Origin of the sequence: Rouxiella badensis, assembly GCF_002093665.1 — a bacterium.
GTDB lineage: Bacteria > Pseudomonadota > Gammaproteobacteria > Enterobacterales > Enterobacteriaceae > Rouxiella > Rouxiella badensis.
This window is the reverse complement of sequence record NZ_MRWE01000010.1, coordinates 20,931-41,499: the sequence shown is the minus strand read 5'-3', so window position 1 is coordinate 41,499 and position 20,569 is coordinate 20,931. Positions and strand designations below refer to the sequence as shown.

Below are 20,569 nucleotides of genomic sequence, written 5' to 3'. Positions count from 1 at the left end.
ATACGGCCGCTCTAGGCGCGGCCGCGTTGCCAATTTTTGACGAGTTTAACCCGCAGTATGAAGTGTTGTTGAAGTAGTCAGATGTCCATTTGCGTGCCCAGCTCGATAACTCGGTTGGGCGGCAGCTCGAACAGGTCCGGGGATCGCAGCGCATTCCGCGCCAACGCCAGAAACAGCATGCCGCGAATTTTATGATGCCACGGGCGTTTGCCCAAAATCAGCGCCTCGTGCGACATAAAGAACGAGGTCTGCATCATCGGGCAGTTAAGTCCTTCGACGCTGCAACGATGAAAAATTCCCTCCATATTCGGCTTTTCTCGCCACCCGTAACTCGCCACCACGCGCCAGAAGCTCGGCGACAGCTGCTCTATCTCAACGCGCCGCACGTTAGGCACATACGGTACCTCTTCGGTACGGATGGTCAGCAGCACCACGCGCTCATGCAACACCTTGTTATGCTTCATATTGTGCAGAAGCGCAGTCGGAATAACGTTCACAACGCGTGAAAGGTAAACGGCGGTACCGGGCACCCGCACCGGCGGGTTCTTTTCCAGCGAGGTTATCATCGCGCTCAGCGAATTGCCGTGCTCCGACAGCTTTCGCAGCACGTTGAATCGCTCGGTGCGCCAGGTGGTCATCACCACCAGGAAGCCGATACCGATGCAGATAGGCAGCCAGCCGCCGGCCATAATTTTGATCAGGTTTGCGCCGAACAGGGGGAGGTCAATCACCAAGAGTAACGCCAGCAGCAGAGCAACCGCCCAGCGATTCCATTGCCAGTTGTGCACCGTCACCAGACAGAACAGGACCGAGGTTAGCGCCATGGTGCCCGTGACCACGATACCGTAGGCCGCTGCCAGATTGCTCGAGCTTTTAAAGCTGGCGATGACTATCAGCACGGCCAGATACAGCATCCAGTTGATGGCGGGAATATAAATTTGACCCGACTCTTTGTCTGAGGTGTAGATAATGCGCATCGGCGGCAGATAGCCCAGGCGAACTGCGTGGCGCGTCAGAGAGAACACGCCCGAAATTACCGCCTGCGAGGCGATCACCGTCGCGAATGCCGCCAGTACCAACAGCGGAATCAGCGCCCATTCCGGCGCCAGCAGGAAGAACGGGTTCTTGATAGCCTCGGGATGCTGCAACAGCAGTGCGCCCTGACCAAAATAGTTCAGGACCAGCGACGGCAGCACAATCGAAAACCAGGCAATGCGAATCGACGAACGGTTGAAGTGTCCCATGTCGGCGTAAAGCGCCTCGGCACCCGTGACGGAAAGCACTGCCGCACCGAGCGCGAAGAATGACACCAGCTTGTATTGGACGAAGAAGTTAATCGCCCAGTAGGGGTTCAGCGCATGGAGGACCTGGGGATACTCCATGATGCCGCGTATCCCCAGGACCGCCAGCGTGATAAACCACAGCATCATGACAGGCGCGAAAAGCTTGCCGATGCTGCCGGTGCCGTGTTTTTGAATCACGAATAACAGCGTCAGAATGATCACCGAGAGCGGCACAACGTAGCGGGTGAGATTCGGCGCAATGATTTCCATCCCTTCAATGGCCGACATCACCGAGATAGCCGGGGTGATCACCCCGTCACCGTAGAAGAAACTGCCGCCGATAAGCCCCATGACGATAACCAGTGGCATATAGCGTGCATCGATGTTGCGCCCGGCCAGCGACATCAGCGTCAAAATACCGCCTTCGCCCGCGTCGTCGGCACGCAGTACGAACAGTAAATACTTGATGGAAACCACGCTGGTCAATAGCCAGAAAATCAGCGAAAGAAAACCATAAACCGAGGTTTGATTGATGCCCACGCCCCATTCACCGGCCAAACACTCGCGCAGGGTATAGAGCGGGCTGGTGCCGATATCGCCATAAACGACGCCAATGGCCGTCAGCGTGACGATAGCCAGGGATTGCTTCTCATGTGTCGCCATAACTTCCTCAAACTGAAGTCTTCCGTGACGCTCTTAAAAGCAACAATGCCTGTTGCTGGTGCAAGGTTGCACCACTTTTTATCTTTTATTAAATTTTAAAAGTCAGCTTTTAAAAAATTAAATCACAGATTGATAGATTTTAGCATCGACCTGATTAAATCGTGCTGCAACGACTCTAAATAAAAACTTTTTATTCAGTAATTTATACTGACATCCAGTTGGCTTGACCAATCGGTCAAACTACTGGCACAACGCTTGCTTTGAATTTAAGGACTATAACAACACGTATTCTATTGAATCGGTGTGACATCTCTTTCGTCATACACAATGACAGGTAAAATTTATGACCCAGACTATCACCCGCGCTCTTCGTGGAAATTTCTTTGATTTCAGTGAAGTAGTGTCTTCTTCTGCGGATGTTGAGGCCAGCGCTCGCTATCTCGAAGACGGTATTATGTTGCTAAACGGCGGAAAAATCGTCTGGCTTGGGTCTCGCGAAGAGGGCGAAAGACGCCTCGCCGAGAGCGTTACGGCGATCCCCCTCGATGACTACCGCGAAAAACTGATTGTTCCCGGCTTTATTGACACCCACATTCACTACCCGCAAACCGAAATGATCGGTGCCTACGGCGAACAGCTGCTGGAGTGGTTGAACGAATATACCTTCCCGACCGAGGCCCAGTATCATGACCTCGAGTATGCGCACAAAATGTCGCAGTTTTTCATCGATCAGTTGCTTAATAACGGCACGACAACCGCGCTGGTGTTTGGCACCGTACATCCGCAATCGGTTGACGCGCTCTTCACCGTCGCAGCCTCGCTCAATATGCGCCTCATCGCCGGAAAGGTAATGATGGACAAACATGCCCCCGAAGCGGTACTGGAAACGCCGGAGCAGAGTGACCGCGATACCCGCACGCTGATTAGCCGCTGGCATAACCATAAACGCCTCAGCTATGCGTTGACGCCGCGCTTTGTGCCCACCTCGTCACCCGAGCTGCTTGAAAAAGTGCGCGCCATCAAGGCGGACTTTCCCGATATCTATTTGCAGACCCATCTTAGTGAAAATACCGATGAAATTTCATGGGTGAAGTCGCTGTATCCCGAGCATGAACGCTATCTCGACGTTTATCACCACTACAACCTGACCGGGTCGCGCTGCGTATTTGCGCACTGTTTGCACCTTCACGAAGATGAGTGGGACTGTCTGAGCGAAACGGATTCAAGCATTGCCTTTTGCCCGACCTCCAACCTGTTTCTCGGCAGTGGTTTGTTTAATCTACAGGCATCATGGCACAAGCAGGTGCGTCTCGGCATGGGCACAGACGTAGGCGCGGGTACCACCTTCAATATGCTGCAAACGTTGGGCGAGGCTTATAAGGTTGGGCAGTTGCAAAAGTACCGACTGTCGGCATTTGAAGCTTTTTATCACGCCACGTTGGGGGGCGCACGCTCACTGCATCTCGACGACAAAATCGGCAACTTTGACGGCGGTAAAGAGGCTGATTTGGTGGTGCTGGATCCCGGCGCAACCGCGCTTCAACAGCTGCGTTCCAGCAACAGTAAAACGCTGTCCGAGAAGCTGTTCGTGCTGATGACGCTCGGCGATGACCGCAACATCTACCGCACGCTGGTAGATGGCAAAGTGGTTTACCAACGCCCGGCGTAAAAAGCACTGTATAAATATCAGGGGTGCCGTGAAACGGCACCCTATGGGCAATAAAGAGGCAAAAACAGGGAAAAAATGCACCCAATATGAACAGTGAAACCAGCAGCAGCCGGGTAAGAATGGCCCGTGAACGGATGATCGAGAGCATTCACGCCGCGGCGATCGCCGAATTTAGTGAGAAGGGTTTTCAAGGTGCAACCACGCAAGCGATTGCGCAGCGGGCAGGGATGAAAAAAACCCAGCTGCACTATTACATTGCGGGCAAGGAAGAGCTCTATGAGGAGCTCCTGCAAAAGGTGCTCAGCGTCTGGGGTGAAATCATTAAATTTGACCACAGCCTGGTGGAGCCAGAGGCGGTACTGAGCCGCTATATTCGCAATAAGCTGAACTTCTCATTCAACCAGCCCGAACTGTCGCGCATCTTCACCAGCGAAGTATTGAGCGGTGCCCACTATCTCGAAAAGTACTGGCCCGAGGCGATTGCCAAGATAGTTAACAAGGAGAACCTGATTAATCAATGGATTGAACAAGGCAAACTCCGCCCGCTTGATGCTCGCCTGTTCATTATGAACATCTGGGCGGTGACCCAATATTACGCCGACTTCGCGGTGCAGGTTAATCGCATGTACCGCGACATCACCGACAGTCATCAAAACCGTGAACATATTATTAATGAGGTAACTACACTTATTCTGCGAGGCAGCGTTCTATAACTCAGTGATAAAAATTAACCCTGTCATATTGTTGGCATCAATATTGCTTATTTTTTAATTAAAGTTTGACCAGTTGTACAAATCGATTGGTTTGTTTGATTGCGGCCCGTTGGCTGCGCAATGTGAGCAGGATATTCCCATGATCCAATTTTTATTAAATGACCGTTTACAGCAGGAAGCCACCTTGTCGCCGGACACCACGGTATTAGAGTATCTGCGTCGAGAGGCGGGGCGCTGTGGCACGAAAGAGGGCTGTGCTTCCGGAGACTGCGGGGCTTGCACCGTGGTACTGGCCGAACCGCAGGGTGAGTCGTTACGCTATACCCCAATCAACGCCTGCCTGACGTTTATGTCTGCAATACAGGGTAAACAGTTGATCACCGTTGAAGACCTCAAGCATCAGGGGCGGTTGCACAGCGTGCAGCAGGCGATGGTGGACAATCACGCTTCACAGTGTGGTTTCTGCACGCCCGGTTTCGTGATGTCACTGTTCGCATTGCAAAAGAATCACCAGCAGAAAGAACATTTTGCAGTCAAACGCGGCGTTGAGCGTGAAGAGGTGCTGCACGCGCTTTCGGGCAACCTGTGCCGCTGCACCGGTTATCGCCCGATTGTCGATGCGGCCTTTGCCGCCTGCCAGCAGCCTCCCGCCGACCAGTTTGACCGCGCAGAGAAAATGACCCTTGAGCGCCTGCGGGCGATTAGCCCGGTAGCCGGTCAAATTACCCAGCGCGAAGGCGACCTTAGCCTGTTGCCCTCGACGGTCGATGAATTGGCCGCCGCCTATACTGCGAATCCTGATGCGCGGTTGGTCGCCGGAGGCACCGATTTGGCGCTTGAGGTGACCCAGCGTCACCATCGGCTGACGCAGCTGATTTCTGTCAGCCACATTCCCGAGATGAAAATGCTGGCTGTGACCGACACGAACCTGCTTATTGGGGCAGCGGCAACGCTCAGCGACTGCATGCCGTTTTTGGCCCGCGAGTTTCCTGATTTTGGTGCCTTGCTCGAGCGTTTTGCCTCGCAGCAGATCCGCAATCAAGGCACCTTTGGCGGCAACATTGCCAACGCCTCTCCGATTGGCGACGGTGGACCGGTGCTGTTGGCCCTCGGTGCATCATTAGTGCTTCGTCGCGGTTCACAGCGTCGAACGCTGCCGCTGGAGCAGTTTTATCTTGGCTACAAACACACTGCGCTGCAATCCAGTGAGTTTATTGAACAGGTCGTTATTCCCCGTGCAGCGGGCAGCACGCTCAAGGTCTATAAGGTTTCCAAGCGCCTCGACGACGATATTTCAGCGGTGTGTGGCGCGTTCAATCTCGAGGTGACCGACGGCGTGGTGACGCGGGTCACGATAGCCTATGGCGGCATGGCGGCCATCGCCAAGCGGGCGGAAAACTGCGAACAGCAGCTGCTTGGCCAGCCGTGGCAGGCCGCCACCGTTGAGCGCGCCTGTCAGGCGCTGATGCAAGACTTTCAGCCGATCGGTGATTTCCGCGCTAGCCAGGAATACCGTATGCAGGTCGCGAAAAACCTGCTGCGCCGTTGCCTGATAGAAACTACCTCTCCCGAAACCCTGATGCGAGTGACTCAGTATGTCTAAATCTCAACCGACGCCTTCACAACAGGAAATGGCCGCGCTGTTCCGCGCTGGGTTATCCAGCGGTACCGGTAAAAGCATGAAGCACGAGAGTGCCGACAAACACGTCAGCGGTGAGGCGATTTACATTGACGACCGGCAGGAATTTCCCAATCAGCTGCATCTCGCGCCGCGCCTGAGCGACGTCGCACACGCCGAAATCCTGCGTATTGACATCGAGCCTTGCTTCGCTGTGCCTGGAGTGGTGCGAGTGTTGACCGCCGACGACGTGCCAGGCTCTCTGGATATCGCGCCGCTGACCCACGGCGATCCGCTGATGGCCAAAGACCGAATTGAATATTTCGGGCAGGTGATTTTGGCGGTGGCGGCGACCAGTCAGGAGGCTGCCCGCCTGGCGGCAGCGGCGGCCATCATTGAATACCGCGAGCTTGATGCGGTACTCAGCGTGAAACAGGCGCTGGCCGAAGAGTTCTGGGTCGAAGAGCCGCACGTGCACCAGCGCGGCGACTCTGCGGCCGCATTGGCGAAGGCGCCGCATCGGTTGCAGGGGGAACTGGAGATAGGCGGGCAGGAACATTTCTACCTCGAAACGCAAATTGCCACAGTGATGCCGGGCGAAGACGGTGCGATGCTGGTCTACAGTTCCACCCAGCATCCGACCGAGGTGCAAAAACTGGTGGCCTCGGTGCTGGATTTGCCGATGCACAAGGTCGTGGTTGATATGCGGCGCATGGGCGGAGGCTTCGGTGGCAAAGAGACGCAGGCAGCGGGCACGGCCTGTCTGGCTGCGTTGGCGGCGCATCTCACCGGCAGACCGGTAAAAATGCGCCTCTCGCGTCAGGACGACATGATGATAACCGGCAAGCGTCACCCTTTTTACGTGAGTTATGACGTCGGCTATGACGACCGTGGGCTGATTCAAGGCATCGAGATAAAGCTGGCCGGCAACTGCGGCTATTCGCTGGATTTATCAGGCTCGATTATCGACCGTGCGATGTTTCACGCCGACAATGCCTACTACCTCGGCGACGCCACTATCACAGGCTATCGCTGTAAAACCCACATCGCCTCGAACACCGCCTATCGCGGATTCGGCGGCCCGCAGGGCATGGTCGCCATTGAGCACATCATCGACCATATCGCGCGTGAAAGAGGACGTGATCCGCTGGCTGTTCGCAAACTGAACTACTACGGCAAGGAGCAGCGCAATGTCACCCATTACTACCAGAAGGTCGAACAGAATCTGCTGGAGGAGATGACCGCCGAGCTTGAGCAGAGCGCAGACTATGCGGCACGACGCGAGGCGATAAAAGCCTATAACCAGCGTAGTCCGTACCTCAAAAAAGGCCTGGCGCTGACGCCGGTCAAGTTTGGTATCTCGTTTACCGCCAGTTTTCTCAATCAGGCCGGTGCGCTGGTACTGGTTTACACCGACGGCAGTATTCAGCTTAACCACGGCGGCACCGAGATGGGACAGGGGCTGAATACCAAGGTGGCGCAGGTGGTGGCCGAAGTCTTTCAGGTGCCGCTGGCGCAGATTCAGATTACCGCCACCGATACCGGGAAAGTGCCGAATACCTCACCAACGGCGGCATCGTCAGGCGCTGACCTGAACGGCAAAGCCGCGCAGAATGCCGCCGAGATTATCAAGTCCCGGCTGGTAGAGATGCTGAAGAAAAATTATCAGGCCGAAGAGGCCGATATTGCCTTTAGCAACGGGCAGGTGCGGGTCAAAGAGCAGTATTTTACCTTCCAGCAGGTGGTGCAGGAGGCGTGGCTTAATCAGGTGCCGCTGTCGAGCACCGGTTTCTATAAAACGCCAAAGATTTTCTACGATCGCAGCAAAGCGGCCGGCCATCCTTTCTACTATTTCTCCTACGGTGTGGCCTGTTCAGAGGTGCTGATTGATACCCTCACCGGAGAGTACAGGCTGCTGCGGGCCGATATTTTGCATGACGTGGGAGACTCACTGAATCCGGCGATTGATATAGGTCAGGTGGAAGGTGGATTCGTGCAGGGAATGGGCTGGTTGACCTGCGAAGAGCTGGTATGGAGCAGCAAAGGCCGTCTTGAGACCAGCGGTCCTGCCAGCTACAAGATACCCGCCATCGCCGACGTGCCTCAGGATCTACGCGTCAAGCTGGTCGAAAACCGTAAAAACCCGGAAGACACTGTGTTCCATTCCAAGGCGGTAGGCGAACCGCCGTTTATGCTCGGCATTTCTGTGTGGTGTGCCATCAAGGATGCTATCGCTAGCGTAGCGGATTACCGACTTCTGCCTGAGCTGGATGCGCCTGCCACTCCAGAGCGGGTGTTGCGCGGGGTAACGCGGTTGCAGGAACATTTACAGTCCATGAGTGACGTTGTCACCAATGCGGCATTAACCGCCCAATAAGCAGGAGGACCTATGCGCACCGATGACTGGATTACCCAACTCACTCAGCTGCAACAGCGCAGGGAGCCTTGCGTGATGATGACGCTGGTTGAGCATCAGGGTTCTACGCCGCGCAACAGCGGCTGTAAGATGATTATTACCGCCGAGCGTCAATATTTTACCCTCGGTGGCGGTAATCTGGAGTTTCAGGCCACCGCTATCGCGCGTGAAATGATAAAGGGCGGTGCGCAGGAGAGCCGCATTGAACGCTTCAATCTGGGGGCGCGGCTGGGACAGTGCTGCGGCGGCGTGGCCACGGTGCTCTTCGAACCGCTGTGTCAGCCACAGCCGCAGGCTATTGTTTACGGCGCAGGGCACGTTGGGCGGGCGCTGGTCGCCATTCTCTCAACGCTGCCGTGCCGCATTACCTGGGTCGATTCACGCGCCAGCGAGTTTCCCGCGCACGTTGACCCGCAGATTACCTGCATCGTCGACGAAGACCCCGAAGAAACCGTGCAACAGATGCCCGCCAACGGGTATTTCATCGTGCTTACCCACGATCATCAGCTTGACTTGGCGCTGAGCGAGAAAATCCTCAAGCGTAATGATTTCGCCTACTTTGGGCTGATTGGTTCCGATACCAAACGTAAAAGGTTTGATTATCGGTTAACGGGTAAGGGGATAAGCGGAGAAAGTCTGGCAAGAATGCGTTGTCCGGTAGGGTTGCCGGACGTTAAAGGAAAACTCCCGGCAGAAATCGCCGTGGCGATTGCCGGGGAGTTTATCGCCGCCTATTCAGCGGCAGGCCAACAGCGTTAGCCGGTGATTACGCCGTAAATCAGCCTGCGACGGCCAACGTCGCGCGACCTGTTTGACCGGCACTCTGCTGCTCGATGGCCTCCGCGGCCTCTGCAAAAGGATACACCGGCCCTAAACGTAGATGCAGTGTGCCGTGGGCGACCTGCTGTGCCAGCTCGCTAAGCAGGGCATTATCGCCGTGCATTTGCAGGAAAACCGGCGGCGTCTGGCTCGTCACCAGCGCCGCAATATCTGGCCTGACGGCACTCACAACGCGGGCCGCGGGTTTAAGCGTCTGACCCAGATTTTCATAACCTGCACCGGCAAAATCCAGCAGTAAATCAATCTCTCTGACGTCAGCAAACGCCGAGGGTTGATGATAATCGATGACCTCGTCAGCCCCGAGGCGACGCAGATAATCATGGTTTTTCGGCGAAGCGGTGGCGAACACCTTGGCACCCGCCCGATGCGCAAGCTGAACGGCGAGGGAGCCGACGCCGCCAGCCGCGCCATGTATCAAGACCCGTTGACCTTCACGCAGTTGCCCTTGTTCAAACAACGCCTGCCACGCCGTCAGACCGCTGACCGGCAACGCACTGGCTACGGCGTCAGAGAGGCCGTCTGGAATCTTGACCAGTTGTGACGCATCAATGCTGATGTAATGAGCGAAGCCGCCCTGATTGCCGGTCAGCCCCATAACGCGGTCACCGCTTTTAAACGCCGTCACGTCGTCTGAAACAGAGGTGATGACGCCTGAAATCTCGCTGCCCGAGGTCACTGGAAACTGAAGCGGGAACGCCGCACTCAGCATGCCGCTGCGCACTTTTTTGTCCACCGGATTCACGCCTGCACTGATAACGCGAACCACCACAAGCGGGCCCTGCGCTTCGGGCAGAGTGACATCTTCAACCTTTACCGCCTCTTTGCCGCCATACTGATGGAAACGTACTGCCTGGTTAGTGGTTGTCATTTTGAAAACTCCTGTTTGAATACCGTTTGGATACTGTCGGAATAAGACAACAATAAATGTTTTAAAAATGGTTTGGCAGATGCAATGATCGGCACAGCTTGTGCCAAATATGGGGCAGTATATGGATCTAAATGGCTTAAAGAGTTTTGTTGCCGTCGCCGCAGAGGGGGGATTTGGTGCCGCCAGCCGTAAGACCGGCATCGCGAAAACCAGCCTTTCCCGCCACGTTCGCCAGCTGGAGGAGCAACTTGACGTGCGCCTGCTTGAACGCACCCAGACCGGTTTTCGCCTGACCGACGAGGGCCGTTTTCTGCTCGAGAAGTCCCAGCCGCTGCTGGCTGAATTGGACGATTTGGCAGAGGTGCTCGGCACGCGTCGACTGTCGCCTTCGGGCAAGCTGCGCATCAGCGTACCGACCATAATGGCAAACTCCTCGTTTGGCGAGATTGCCGCACGCTATGCCCGACTTTATCCTGACGTTCAGCTCGAGGTGGTGGCGGAAGACCGGCGCGTGGACCCCGTTCGCGAGGGTTATGACGCGGTACTTCGCGCGCAGCCCTCGGTGGACGAGGAGCTGATGGGGAAACGTATTTTGAGCGATACCGTGCTGCTGGTTTGCCGTCCGGATGTGCAGGGAGCGCCGCTGCCTTTTATCGCGCTCGGCAACCTTTACCGAGAAAAGCGTCTCGAGATAAGGCATCAAGGCGTGGAGCATCAGGTGGAAACGCGGGAGGTGATGCGGCTGTCGTCTCCGACGATGATTTACGACGCGGTGCTGGCCGGGGCAGGCGCGGCACTATTACCGCTGATCGTGATTGGCGAGGATATTAAAAACGGCACGCTGGTTTCATTGGGCGAGCAGATAGACGGCGAGATTAATTTCTGGTTTCTCTACCCGAGCCGCCGCCATCTCAGCTTGCGTACCCGGGCGTTTATGACCCTGCTTGAGGAACATTTTTCACCCTAGATCAAAAATATAACGTGATAAATTTGCTTAAATTCTTGCTACCTGTTTTTCTTAATTTAAAGCTCCCTCAAGATAAGCAGGCAAAATATGGCGCGGTTGGTACTGCTGTTACTGGGCGTTGAATACTTGCGTGGCCGTTGGCGTAGCCTGATGTCGGTGGGAATTTTATGGCTGATTAGCGGCGTTGCCGTCTTTGTCGACGGGCTTGACGACGCGATTAACTTCCCCATCGCTTTTTTTGCCTGGCTGTTACTGATAGACGGCTGCTTTACCCTCGCCGTCGCCTGGGCGGGAGTCGGCGGTCAGAAGACGCTGCGCTACGTGAAAGGCACCGTGGTCGTTATCTGCGCGGTGCTGATTTTAGCCAGCGATTATCACGGCCATTTCATCCTCTCGATGCTGTTTGGTTTCTTGTTTCTGGCCGATGGGCTTTTGCAGCTGACCTCTGCCTGGGTGGTGCGCTATCGTCGCTGGCGGGCCGCGGCAATTGGCGGGATGATTGAAATCCTGCTGGCGATCTTTTTCTTCCAGCCTTATCCGACCAACTATCACGGTACGCTGCCGTATTTCCTGGGATTGTTCCTGTTCTTTGCCGGCCTCAATTTTGTGCGTATTGCGCTAAATGTACGGCGAATGATGGTGAATCCTGGGTTTGTGGCGATGGGTAATCCGATAATTGGCCCCAAATTACTCGGAAAAGAGAACGATAAGACCCCGGTGGTCCTGGACAGTCATTCAACCTCGGTGAAGGCGTTGACGGTGCATATCTGGACGCCGATGGGCAGTTCAAAGGCCCCCGCGCGGCGTCAAATGATAGTCGACCGTTATATTGCCGCCGTCGATACCAACGGGGTGATTTCGACCGGGCATTCAGCGCTGGAATCTCCTGAAGGGATTTACATCAGCCTCTATCCTAAGGAGGAAATCGATCGCTCCAGCCATTCTTTTACCCGATTGCTGCGCGCCACGCCGGAGAATAACGTGGCGGGGCGTTTCCTGCCGGATTATCAAACCGAGGCCAAAGAGTGGTGTCCGTCAAATATTCAGGTGATGATCAAAAACTATAATGCCGAGAAACTCAGTGAATTTTGGCAGCTTTACCGGCAGGACGACACCTACAACCTGACGTATCGCAACTGTTCGAGCACGGTCAGTCGCGCATTGGATGCCGCTATAGAAGGCGCAGTCGCGCGATCAATGGGATTTGGACCGTTGGTGATGCTGCGGCTGCTGCTGACGCCGGAGCTGTGGGTCGCCTCACAGATTAGGATGCGGGCGTTAACGATGGCCTGGACGCCGGGCCTGACGCTAGACTATGCCCGCGCACTCAGCATGCTGGTCGACCCGAGGCAGGTTTCCTGGCTGAGACTGGCGAAACATGCTTGTCACCGCATTAAGTCATTGAAAAAAGAGTGGCGGCGCGAAGACGCCGCCGCCAAAAATTCTTAGCCGAAGTAGCTGCCTGACTCGAGATCCTCGCGCAGCGATTTATGGGTCGGTGACCAGCCCAGCGCTGACTGTGTGATGGCACTTGACGCCGGAACGTCAACCGCAAAGAAATGCCCCAGCCAGCCGAAATGTTCCGCGGCGTCAGCGGCGGTGATAGACTTGACCGGCAGGTTTAGCGCGCGGCCAATCAGTTCAGCGATATCGCGGGTTGGCACGCCTTCGTCACCCACGCCGTGATAAATAGCGCCTGCCGGGGCTTGCTCCAGCGCCAGGCGAAATAATCTGGCCGCATCGAAACGATGCACCGCGGGCCAGCGGTTGTTACCGTCGCCAATAAACCCGGAAACGCCGTGGCTTTTGGCAATGCCTATCAGTGCAGGCACGAAAGCGTGGTCGCCGTCGCCGTGAACCGAAGGCGGCAGACGCACCAGTGAACTGCGCACACCGCGCTCAGCCAGCGCCAGCGCGGCCTGTTCGGATCGGGCGCGCAGCTTGCCGGCCGCGTCAGGGCTGGCAAGGTCGGTCTCTTTACCGACTTGGCCCTGCGCTAAAAGCGCAATTCCTGAAGTGACCACCAACGGCTTATGGGTTCCTTCCAGCGCGTCGCCCAAGGCCTGAATCGCCGTTAAATCGGTATCGCACGAGGCGGCAAACTGAGCGAAGTCGTGAATAAAGGCCGTATGAATGACGCCATCGGCCGCCTGCGCACCGCGTTTAAGGCTCGGTAAATCGTCAAGGCTGCCGAAATGAGGCTCAGCGCCCGCCGCCTGTAATGCCTCGGCCGCCGACTCGCTGCGGGCCAGGCCAAGCACCTGATGACCCGCGTTCAACAGTTCCTGCACAACGGCAGAACCAATAAATCCTGTTGCTCCCGTGACAAATACGCGCATGATAATATCCTCTTAAGATGAATGTGTGCGACGTGAACTCTACAGCGACTTTACAGGCGCGTTGGCGGTCGATTAAAGACGTGACGTTATACGGGTATAACCACTAACAGGCTAAACGGAGGCACGATGTCAGAGCAAAATCTGCTGGGAAATTTTCTCAAGGACCGGCGCAGTCGGCTCGATGCTGCCAGTTTGGGGTTCTCGATGACCCGCAGGCGCACGCCGGGGCTGCGAAGGGAAGAAGTGGCTCTGCGGGCCAATGTCAGCACTACCTGGTACACCTGGCTCGAACAGGGGCGCGAGGGAGCGCCGTCAAGCGACGTGCTGGAACGACTGGCACGCGCCCTGGCGCTCTCTGACGTCGAGCGCGAGTATCTGTTCCTGCTGGCGCAGAATCGGCCACCGCAGCTGCATCATCAACCTCCCGCAACGGTGTCCGCCCAGCTCCAGCGGCTGCTCGATGCGATGGAGAATATCCCGGCTTTTGTCAAAACCGCCGATTGGACCGTGGTTGCCTGGAACCGCGCCGCGTCCGTTGTGCTGGCCGACTATGCTGAGATGACCTACGAGGAGCGTAACATTTTGCGCATGGTGTTCTGCTGTCCGAGTAAACGCGCCGTGATGCCGGAGTGGGAAAAAGTCGCGAGCTTCGTGGTGGCAACGTTTCGGGCCGAGAGCGCCAGAGCGGGCATGACCGACGCATCGCGGGCGTTGATTGAAGAGCTGAACGCCGCCAGCCCTGAATTCAAGGCGCTGTGGTTAGACCAGAACGTCAGTCACCACGGCGAGGGCACCAAACGCATCAACCATGCCAGGGTGGGGCTTATCCATCTCGACTATTCGTCATTCGCCGTTGAGGGCAATCCCAACCTGAGCCTGGTGATTTATAATCCCTCAACCGAAATCGACAAAAAAAACGTTCACGCGTTGCTGCGGCTCAGTACAGTCGTCGGTTTTGCAGTCTGACCGCCAGGAACATCACCATCAGGGTCAGCGCGATAGCCAGGCTAGCCATCGCCATGCCGTCTCCGACCGAACCCTGCTCAAACTGCCGCCAGACAAATACCGAGACAGTTTCTACCCCTGCCGGCGCCAGCAGCAACGACGTGACCAGCTCGCGTGAGGCGACGGCAAAGACCATCATCATTGAGGCCAGCAGGCTTGGCCACACCAGCGGCAACAGAATCAGCCGCAATGCCTGCGCCGCACTGGCACCGTGAACGCGCGCCGAGGCCTCGAGATTATTACCAATCTGCCGCATGGCCGCGCTGACGTAGCGTACCGGATACGGCAGCAGCAGACAGCAGTAGGCCAACAGCAGAATGCCCCAGGTGTTATAGGGGGTCACGGGCCAAAAACTGCGATTCCAGGCGAGGATCAGCCCTACACCGACGACGATACCCGGCAGGGCCGCAGGGAGAAGCGATAGCGCATCGATGCAGGCGGCAAAACGTATCCGCCTTGCGACGACCAGCCAGGCAGCGAGCAGGCCCACCACGCCAACAACCAGCGCAGTGCCTAACGCCAGACTCAGACTGGTGCCGAGCGCGCCGAGGGCATCGCCCTGAAGGTCAAATAGCGCCTTGTAATGCCCTAACGTCAGATTATTGACGCCAAGGCCGCCCGACAAAGTGCGGCTAAACGCAGTGACAAAAATCGAGGCCAGCGGCAGCCCAACCGCCGTTAATGCGACCAGCGAAAACAGCGCCAATACCAGAAAACGTGCGCGCCCCAGCGGCTTGGGTACCACGGCTATCGGTTTGCCGGAGGTGGTTTCTACGTCTTTACCGGCGACTAACGCGCGCTGTACCCAGTAGGCGCAACAGGCTATCGCCACTAATATCACCGACAGTCCGGCAGCGCCCGGCATATCAATCGGCCAGTCGGCAAGGCGTTGTTCGATGCCGGTGGTTAGCACCTCCACGCCGCTGCGTGTGCCCAAGGCGGCAGGTACGCCGTACTCCTCAATCGACAGGGTAAAGGCCAACAGCAGACTAGAGGCTGTCGACGGCAGTGCGAGGGGCACGGAAATCCTGAAAAATGCTCGCCATGGCCCTGCGCCGTGCACCCGTGCGACATCGGCCAGACGGCTGCCGCTGGCTGCCATGCTCCGTGAAATGGCAAAATAGACCACCGGGAATACGTTCATCGTCATCACCATCACCATTCCCGGCATTGAGAACAGCAGGTTGTTGAGATTCACGCCCAGCAGCTGTTGTACATAGCCGTGCGACTGTAGGGCCAGCATCCACGCCAGCGCAGCCAGATAAGGCGGGAAAAGGAACGGGATCAGGAACAGGGCGTCCCACAGCGCGGCGTACGGCAGGGCAAACAGCCCGCGCAGCGTGCCCAGCGGAATGCCGATGAGCGCCGTGGCCAGCGCAACACCTAGCCCGAGCCGCAGGGTGCCTGAGAGCAACGTGGGAAATTGCGCATCAGCAAACAGTTTGCCGAAGGCGCTAAAAGGCGCGTTAAACGTGCCCCGGTCTAGATGAGGGAAAATCGCCTGCAGCAGCACAAAGGTGACGGGGACGGCGACCAGAAACAGCAGAGCCCCGCCGGTAAATACCGGCAGCAGCGTATTTTTATTCATTGAGACTCCCGCGACCGGCGAGTTGAGTCGCCGGTCATTGGTCGGTAATTAATGCGCTGAATCAGTTGTTTGCCGCGAACAGGGTCGCGAACTTGTCGAGGAGCTGACGGCGGTCGGCGCTTCCCGTTGACGCCGTCGGCAGCACTTTAAGCGTTTTAAACAGCGGACGTTTGGCATCGACATCGTCGCGCGCTGGCATCAGCCAGGCATCGGCAACCAGCTTCTGGCCCTCGGGTGAAAGGACATAATCGATAAAGGCTTTGGCCTGTGCTGGTTCCTTGCTGCTCTTGAGGATCATCATCGGACGCGGGGCGATAACGGTGCCGCTGGCGGGGAAAATCACTTTGATGGCCTCTCCGGCCTCTACGCTGTTATAGGAAACGTAGTCCACTGCGCCAAATACGGCGGCTTTCGCGCCCTGAAGCACCGGCGTCAGTGCCTGGGCGTTAGGGCCGGCAATAATCATGCCGTTGGTTTTTAGCTGCTCAAACAGCTTCCATGCCTGCTCGCCGTGGGCATTTTGCAGGCCTTCGAGCAAGTCCAGCGATGCGCCGGAGAGCGACGGGTCCGGCGTGGTGACCTTGTCTTTAAAGGCCGGTTGCGCCAAGTCCTGCCAGTCTTTCGGCTCGGGTGTCCCACTCTGGGTATTCCAGACTATCCCCAACGCTGATATCCCCTGCGCCACATAATAGGGCGTCTTAAACTGTGCGGGAACATGGGCGGCATTCGGGCTCTCATAAGCCAACAACGCGTCGCGTTTTTCGAGGCTGCCTGCGGTGTCCCAGGAGGCAGAAATCAGCACGTCGGCGCGCGGATTTGCCTGCTCGGCGTCCAGACGGGCCATTACTTTGCCCGTGGTCGCCTGAAAGATTTCTACTTTAACGCCGGTCTGTTTTTCATAGCCTGCCGCCAGTTTTTTCGCCAGCGAACCGGGACCGGCCGTATAAACCGTCAACGCCTGGGCGCTGGCGGCGGTCAGAGCAAAAGAGAGAGTCATTGCCGTCAGTAAACCTGTTTTGATAAAAGAAGAGTGATGCGTCATTTTTTAATTTCCACCAGAGGGTTAAGCAACAAAAGGATCAATACGGGAAAGGCCTGACTGCCGATTGCCGTCCAGCAGGTCGATGCGTTCGATGGCACCCTGATTCATTCGCGCAATGCAGTGGGCCAGAGTTTCCGCCTCCTGCGGATCGTGCGTGACATACACCGCCGTCGTTCCCAACTGGCGCAATAGAACGGCCATTTCTTCACACAGGCTTTCGCGCAAATTACGGTCCAGATTGGAAAGCGGTTCATCGAACAGCAGGATTTGCGGCTCGGCCACGATGGCACGCGCTAACGCCACGCGCTGTTGCTGCCCCCCGGAAAGCTCGGCAGGGCGGCGATGATGAAAATCAGCTAATCCGACGCGGTCCAGGGCTTCTAGCATGCGTTGCTGGCGCTGTTTTGGGGCAACACCGCGCATCTGTAGGGGGAAGATGACGTTTTGTCCGACCGTCATATGCGGCCAGAGGGCGTAATCCTGAAACACCATGCCCAGGCTGCGCTTCTCCGGCGGCAGGCTAAAACGGCCATCGACCACCTTCTGTTCGCCAAAAAAGAGCCGACCGCTGTCAGGGTGAAGCAGCCCGGCGAGCAATTTTAGCAGGGTGCTTTTGCCGCATCCCGAAGGACCCAGCAGCGCCATAATGGTTCCTTTGGGAACCTTGAGACAGACGTTGTTTAACACCGTGGTGGTCCCGTAACGGTGTGAAACCTGTTCAACACGAATCGCGGCGGGGAGTGCGGTTACCGGTGTGCGCATTTGGCCTCCCGCACGGAATAGATTCCGTCGTAAAGCACACAGGCGCGCACCACCGGCCAGAAGGCAGGTAATTGCATGGGGACTATCCTCTTTGGGATTTATTGATAGCAGCCACCCTAATGTCGATTTATGACACGACAATGACAGTGCCCACAGGCCTCTGAGTCAAAAACCAAGTTGCCTACCCTGGGATAAAACAGTTGCGCCACCGCACGCGCTTGGCTACTTTATTGATTAAGTTAACTATTCACTTACTCTTTCCTGTAGTCACGTGATGCAGACTGTAACCTTCTGGAGAACTGATGAAAATTATCGTTATTGGCGCAGGAATGGTCGGTGCATCGCTGACCTGGGAACTGACGCAGGCTGGCCATTCTGTGACGTTACTTGAGGCGGGTGAAGCCGGAAAGGGCACCAGCGCCAACTCATTTGCCTGGATAAACTCCCACGGCAAGCCGCCAGAAGCCTATCAGCGTCTTAACGCTGCCGGAATGCAGGCGCACAGCGAATTGGCCGCGCGCTTGGGTAAAGCCCCCTGGCTTAATCTGACCGGTTGTCTGGAATGGCGCGCTGCCGACCAGCAGCAGGCGATGCAGGATAACGTTGAGCAACTCCAGCAGTATCAGTATCCCGCGGAGTGGATTAGCGCCGAGCAGCTTCAGGCGCTGGAGCCTGAAATCCATCTCGACGGCACCCAGGGCGCGATCGGCTGGTTTCCGTCCGAAGGCTGGATCGATACCCAGCAATATATTCAGCTGCTGTTGCAGGCCAGCGCCGCCGAAGGTGCAAAGATTGTGACCGGGAGCCGGGTGAACGAAATTTTGCAGGAGGGGAATACCGTCACCGGTGTAAAAACCTCTGACGGAACGCTGCACCGCGCTGAGCTGACCATCAACGCCAGCGGCCGCTGGTCCGACAAGTCCCCCTACAACGACGGCCTGGCGACAAGACTGGCACCGACCACCGGCATTCTGATCCGCGTTCCTGCCGAGTACGCCCCCGTCAGCCACGTATTGGCAACGCCGCTGTTCCACTGTCGTCCGGACGGTGAAGGCGTTACGCTACTTTGCCCTAACGAAGGGGTCTATGACATTGACGAGAGCACGCCAGCGTCGCGGGTCAGTGAGCTGGCAGCCGACATTATCCGCAAAGCAACGGCGGTGTGGCCAAAGCTGTCTGAGTTGAAACCCGAGCAGTATCAGGCACGTATGGGAATTCGCGCCTTGCCTGAGGACGGCTATCCTATTGTGGGACCGACCGAAGGGCTGGCCGGTTATTACACCGTTGTGACGCACAGTGGTGTGACGCTGTCACCTTTACTGGCGCGTTTAGTCACTCGCGAGATAGCGGGTACGCCGGTCGCTGAACTCGAGGCTTATCGTCCTTCGCGCCTGAGCCAGCCTAAACCGTGACCAACCTTATACGCTGCGCCTGGGGCGATAACGATGCGCTGATGCAGCAGTATCACGATACCGAATGGGGTGTACCGGTTTTTGATAGCCGCGCCCTGTGGGAGAAGCTGATGCTCGACGGTTTTCAGGCCGGACTGTCGTGGCGTATCATTCTCAAGAAACGCGAGGCGTTCAGAAAAGCTTTCTGTGGGTTTGATCCGCAGAAGGTGGCGGCTTTTACCGAAGAGGACATTGAGCGACTGGCGGCGAATGCCGATATCATTCGTTCGCGTTCCAAGATAAAAGCGGTGGTGAAGAATGCCCACGCCTATTTACGCATGCAGGAAAAAGGAGAGGATTTTTCGCAGTGGATTTGGTCTCACGTTGGGGGCGCACCGATTCAACATACAGGCCCCATTCCCACTCGCAGTACACTTTCAGAGCAAATTTCAAAAGAGCTTAAACAGCGCGGCTTCAGCTTCGTTGGCCCGGTCATCGTCTATGCCTGGATGGAAGCGACCGGAATCATCAATAGCCACCACCCGGACTGTTTCCGACGTCACGCGCTGTCTTTTTAAATCACGCCGTCCCACAACATCGATGCGCCTGCGGCAAGCATCATCATCGACACCAGAAGGTGAAAGATTTTGGTGGGCATTCTCGACACCAGCCCTTTACTGAGATAGATGCCGGAAATCTGCGACGCGCCGACAAAAATGCCGCTCAGAACCACCGATAACGGCAGGGCGCCGAGCACGCCAAAGGTTGAGGTCTTGGTCAGGAAAACAATCAGCGATGCGGCGGATTCGGTTGCTATCAGGCCCTGTTTGACCAGCCCAAAGCCTGAGAAAATAGGCACCGTCATGGGCCCGGTCGAGAACACCATACCGGTCAGGAAGCCTACGACCAGCCCACACAGCGCCAACTGCCAGGTGTTCAGCGTCAGATTGTGCCTGCGCGACCATGCCATCAGCGGCACCAGCGCCAGAAAAAAGACCCCGATACAGACATTGGATATCTTCGGCGGCAGCGCCCAAAGCGTATTGGCGCCGAGCACGGCACCCGGAACAGCCAACGCGGAGTAAGTCAAACAGGCGCGCCAGTCTATCTCCTTACGCCAGATAATCACCCGGGAAAAGTTACTCAGAATCGAGGCCACGGCCATCATCGGCACCGCAACCTGTGGCCCAAACTTCCAGGATAAAATCGGCAGCAGGATAATCGACCCGCCGGTACCAATAATGCCGCTGACGAACCCGGCGAATCCTCCCAGAATAACGATGGCGAGATAAATCATGATAAATTCCCTTAGCTATGTGATTTTTTTACTCATCAATTGATGCGGGATCCGCTCAACACTGCGTTGCATATCAATTTATGCGGTGATTTAATGGGAGTTAATCGA

Annotated in this window: 17 protein-coding genes; 10 read left to right on the top strand and 7 right to left on the bottom strand. The window is 56.5% G+C overall.

Going from position 1 to position 20,569, the window contains the following annotated elements; translation table 11 throughout:
- Window positions 1-77: 77 nt before the first annotated feature.
- Entirely contained in the window at window positions 78-1,946 is a 1,869-nt protein-coding gene (gene kup / locus BS640_RS07855) for a low affinity potassium transporter Kup (RefSeq protein WP_084912323.1), read from the bottom strand.
- Window positions 1,947-2,289: 343 nt separating this feature from the next.
- On the opposite strand from kup, the gene guaD reads away from it, so the two are divergent.
- The 5 genes from guaD (at window position 2,290) to xdhC (ending at window position 9,121) form a co-directional block, all read left to right on the top strand.
- Window positions 2,290-3,615, top strand: a complete 1,326-nt coding sequence (gene guaD / locus BS640_RS07850) for a guanine deaminase (RefSeq protein ID WP_084912322.1) — start codon at window positions 2,290-2,292, stop codon at window positions 3,613-3,615.
- Between the two features lie 86 nt (window positions 3,616-3,701).
- Entirely contained in the window at window positions 3,702-4,328 is a 627-nt protein-coding gene (locus tag BS640_RS07845) for a TetR family transcriptional regulator C-terminal domain-containing protein (protein WP_017492135.1), read from the top strand.
- Between the two features lie 139 nt (window positions 4,329-4,467).
- Entirely contained in the window at window positions 4,468-5,931 is a 1,464-nt protein-coding gene (gene xdhA, locus BS640_RS07840) for a xanthine dehydrogenase small subunit (RefSeq protein ID WP_084912321.1), read from the top strand.
- Complete coding sequence (xdhB, locus tag BS640_RS07835; RefSeq protein WP_084912320.1) at window positions 5,924-8,323, top strand: xanthine dehydrogenase molybdopterin binding subunit; 2,400 nt, start codon at window positions 5,924-5,926, stop codon at window positions 8,321-8,323. The genes xdhA and xdhB overlap by 8 nt, the downstream gene beginning before the upstream one ends.
- 12 nt (window positions 8,324-8,335) lie before the next feature.
- The gene (gene xdhC / locus BS640_RS07830) at window positions 8,336-9,121 is read left to right on the top strand and encodes a xanthine dehydrogenase accessory protein XdhC (RefSeq protein WP_017492132.1); all 786 of its coding nucleotides are present in this window, start codon (window positions 8,336-8,338) and stop codon (window positions 9,119-9,121) included.
- A 19-nt stretch (window positions 9,122-9,140) separates the two neighbouring features.
- Here the strand turns inward: xdhC and BS640_RS07825 are convergent, their stop codons facing one another.
- On the bottom strand, window positions 9,141-10,070 hold the full coding sequence (locus BS640_RS07825) for an NADP-dependent oxidoreductase (protein ID WP_084912319.1): 930 nt from the start codon (window positions 10,068-10,070) through the stop codon (window positions 9,141-9,143).
- A 121-nt stretch (window positions 10,071-10,191) separates the two neighbouring features.
- On the opposite strand from BS640_RS07825, the gene BS640_RS07820 reads away from it, so the two are divergent.
- Entirely contained in the window at window positions 10,192-11,037 is an 846-nt protein-coding gene (locus tag BS640_RS07820) for a LysR family transcriptional regulator (protein ID WP_017492130.1), read from the top strand.
- An 87-nt stretch (window positions 11,038-11,124) separates the two neighbouring features.
- Entirely contained in the window at window positions 11,125-12,486 is a 1,362-nt protein-coding gene (locus BS640_RS07815) for an HdeD family acid-resistance protein (RefSeq protein WP_017492129.1), read from the top strand.
- Here BS640_RS07815 and BS640_RS07810 read toward each other — a convergent pair.
- Window positions 12,483-13,376, bottom strand: a complete 894-nt coding sequence (locus BS640_RS07810) for an SDR family oxidoreductase (RefSeq protein WP_084912318.1) — start codon at window positions 13,374-13,376, stop codon at window positions 12,483-12,485. The genes BS640_RS07815 and BS640_RS07810 overlap by 4 nt on opposite strands.
- A 126-nt stretch (window positions 13,377-13,502) precedes the next feature.
- Between BS640_RS07810 and BS640_RS07805 the strand changes: the two genes are divergently transcribed.
- A complete protein-coding gene (locus tag BS640_RS07805; RefSeq protein ID WP_017492127.1) occupies window positions 13,503-14,342 on the top strand; it encodes a helix-turn-helix transcriptional regulator in 840 nt (279 codons plus the stop codon).
- Here BS640_RS07805 and BS640_RS07800 read toward each other — a convergent pair.
- The 3 genes from BS640_RS07800 to BS640_RS07790 form a co-directional block, all read right to left on the bottom strand.
- Window positions 14,314-15,969: an ABC transporter permease gene (locus BS640_RS07800; RefSeq protein WP_084912317.1), complete on the bottom strand. Its 1,656-nt coding sequence runs from the start codon at window positions 15,967-15,969 to the stop codon at window positions 14,314-14,316. The genes BS640_RS07805 and BS640_RS07800 overlap by 29 nt on opposite strands.
- 61 nt (window positions 15,970-16,030) lie before the next feature.
- Window positions 16,031-17,011: an ABC transporter substrate-binding protein gene (locus BS640_RS07795; RefSeq protein ID WP_017492125.1), complete on the bottom strand. Its 981-nt coding sequence runs from the start codon at window positions 17,009-17,011 to the stop codon at window positions 16,031-16,033.
- Between the two features lie 21 nt (window positions 17,012-17,032).
- Window positions 17,033-17,773 (bottom strand): ABC transporter ATP-binding protein, encoded by a 741-nt coding sequence (locus BS640_RS07790; RefSeq protein ID WP_017492124.1) that lies wholly within the window; start codon window positions 17,771-17,773, stop codon window positions 17,033-17,035.
- A gap of 302 nt (window positions 17,774-18,075) precedes the next feature.
- On the opposite strand from BS640_RS07790, the gene BS640_RS07785 reads away from it, so the two are divergent.
- Together BS640_RS07785 and BS640_RS07780 are read left to right on the top strand one after the other, a co-directional pair.
- Window positions 18,076-19,185 (top strand): NAD(P)/FAD-dependent oxidoreductase, encoded by a 1,110-nt coding sequence (locus BS640_RS07785; RefSeq protein WP_084912316.1) that lies wholly within the window; start codon window positions 18,076-18,078, stop codon window positions 19,183-19,185.
- Window positions 19,182-19,742 carry a DNA-3-methyladenine glycosylase I gene (locus tag BS640_RS07780; RefSeq protein WP_084912315.1) on the top strand — a complete coding sequence of 187 codons (561 nt, stop codon included), beginning with the start codon at window positions 19,182-19,184 and terminating at the stop codon, window positions 19,740-19,742. Before BS640_RS07785 ends, BS640_RS07780 begins: the two co-directional genes overlap by 4 nt.
- On the opposite strand, the gene BS640_RS07775 is transcribed toward BS640_RS07780, so the two are convergent.
- Complete coding sequence (locus BS640_RS07775; RefSeq protein ID WP_017492121.1) at window positions 19,739-20,461, bottom strand: sulfite exporter TauE/SafE family protein; 723 nt, start codon at window positions 20,459-20,461, stop codon at window positions 19,739-19,741. The genes BS640_RS07780 and BS640_RS07775 overlap by 4 nt on opposite strands.
- Window positions 20,462-20,569: the final 108 nt, after the last annotated feature.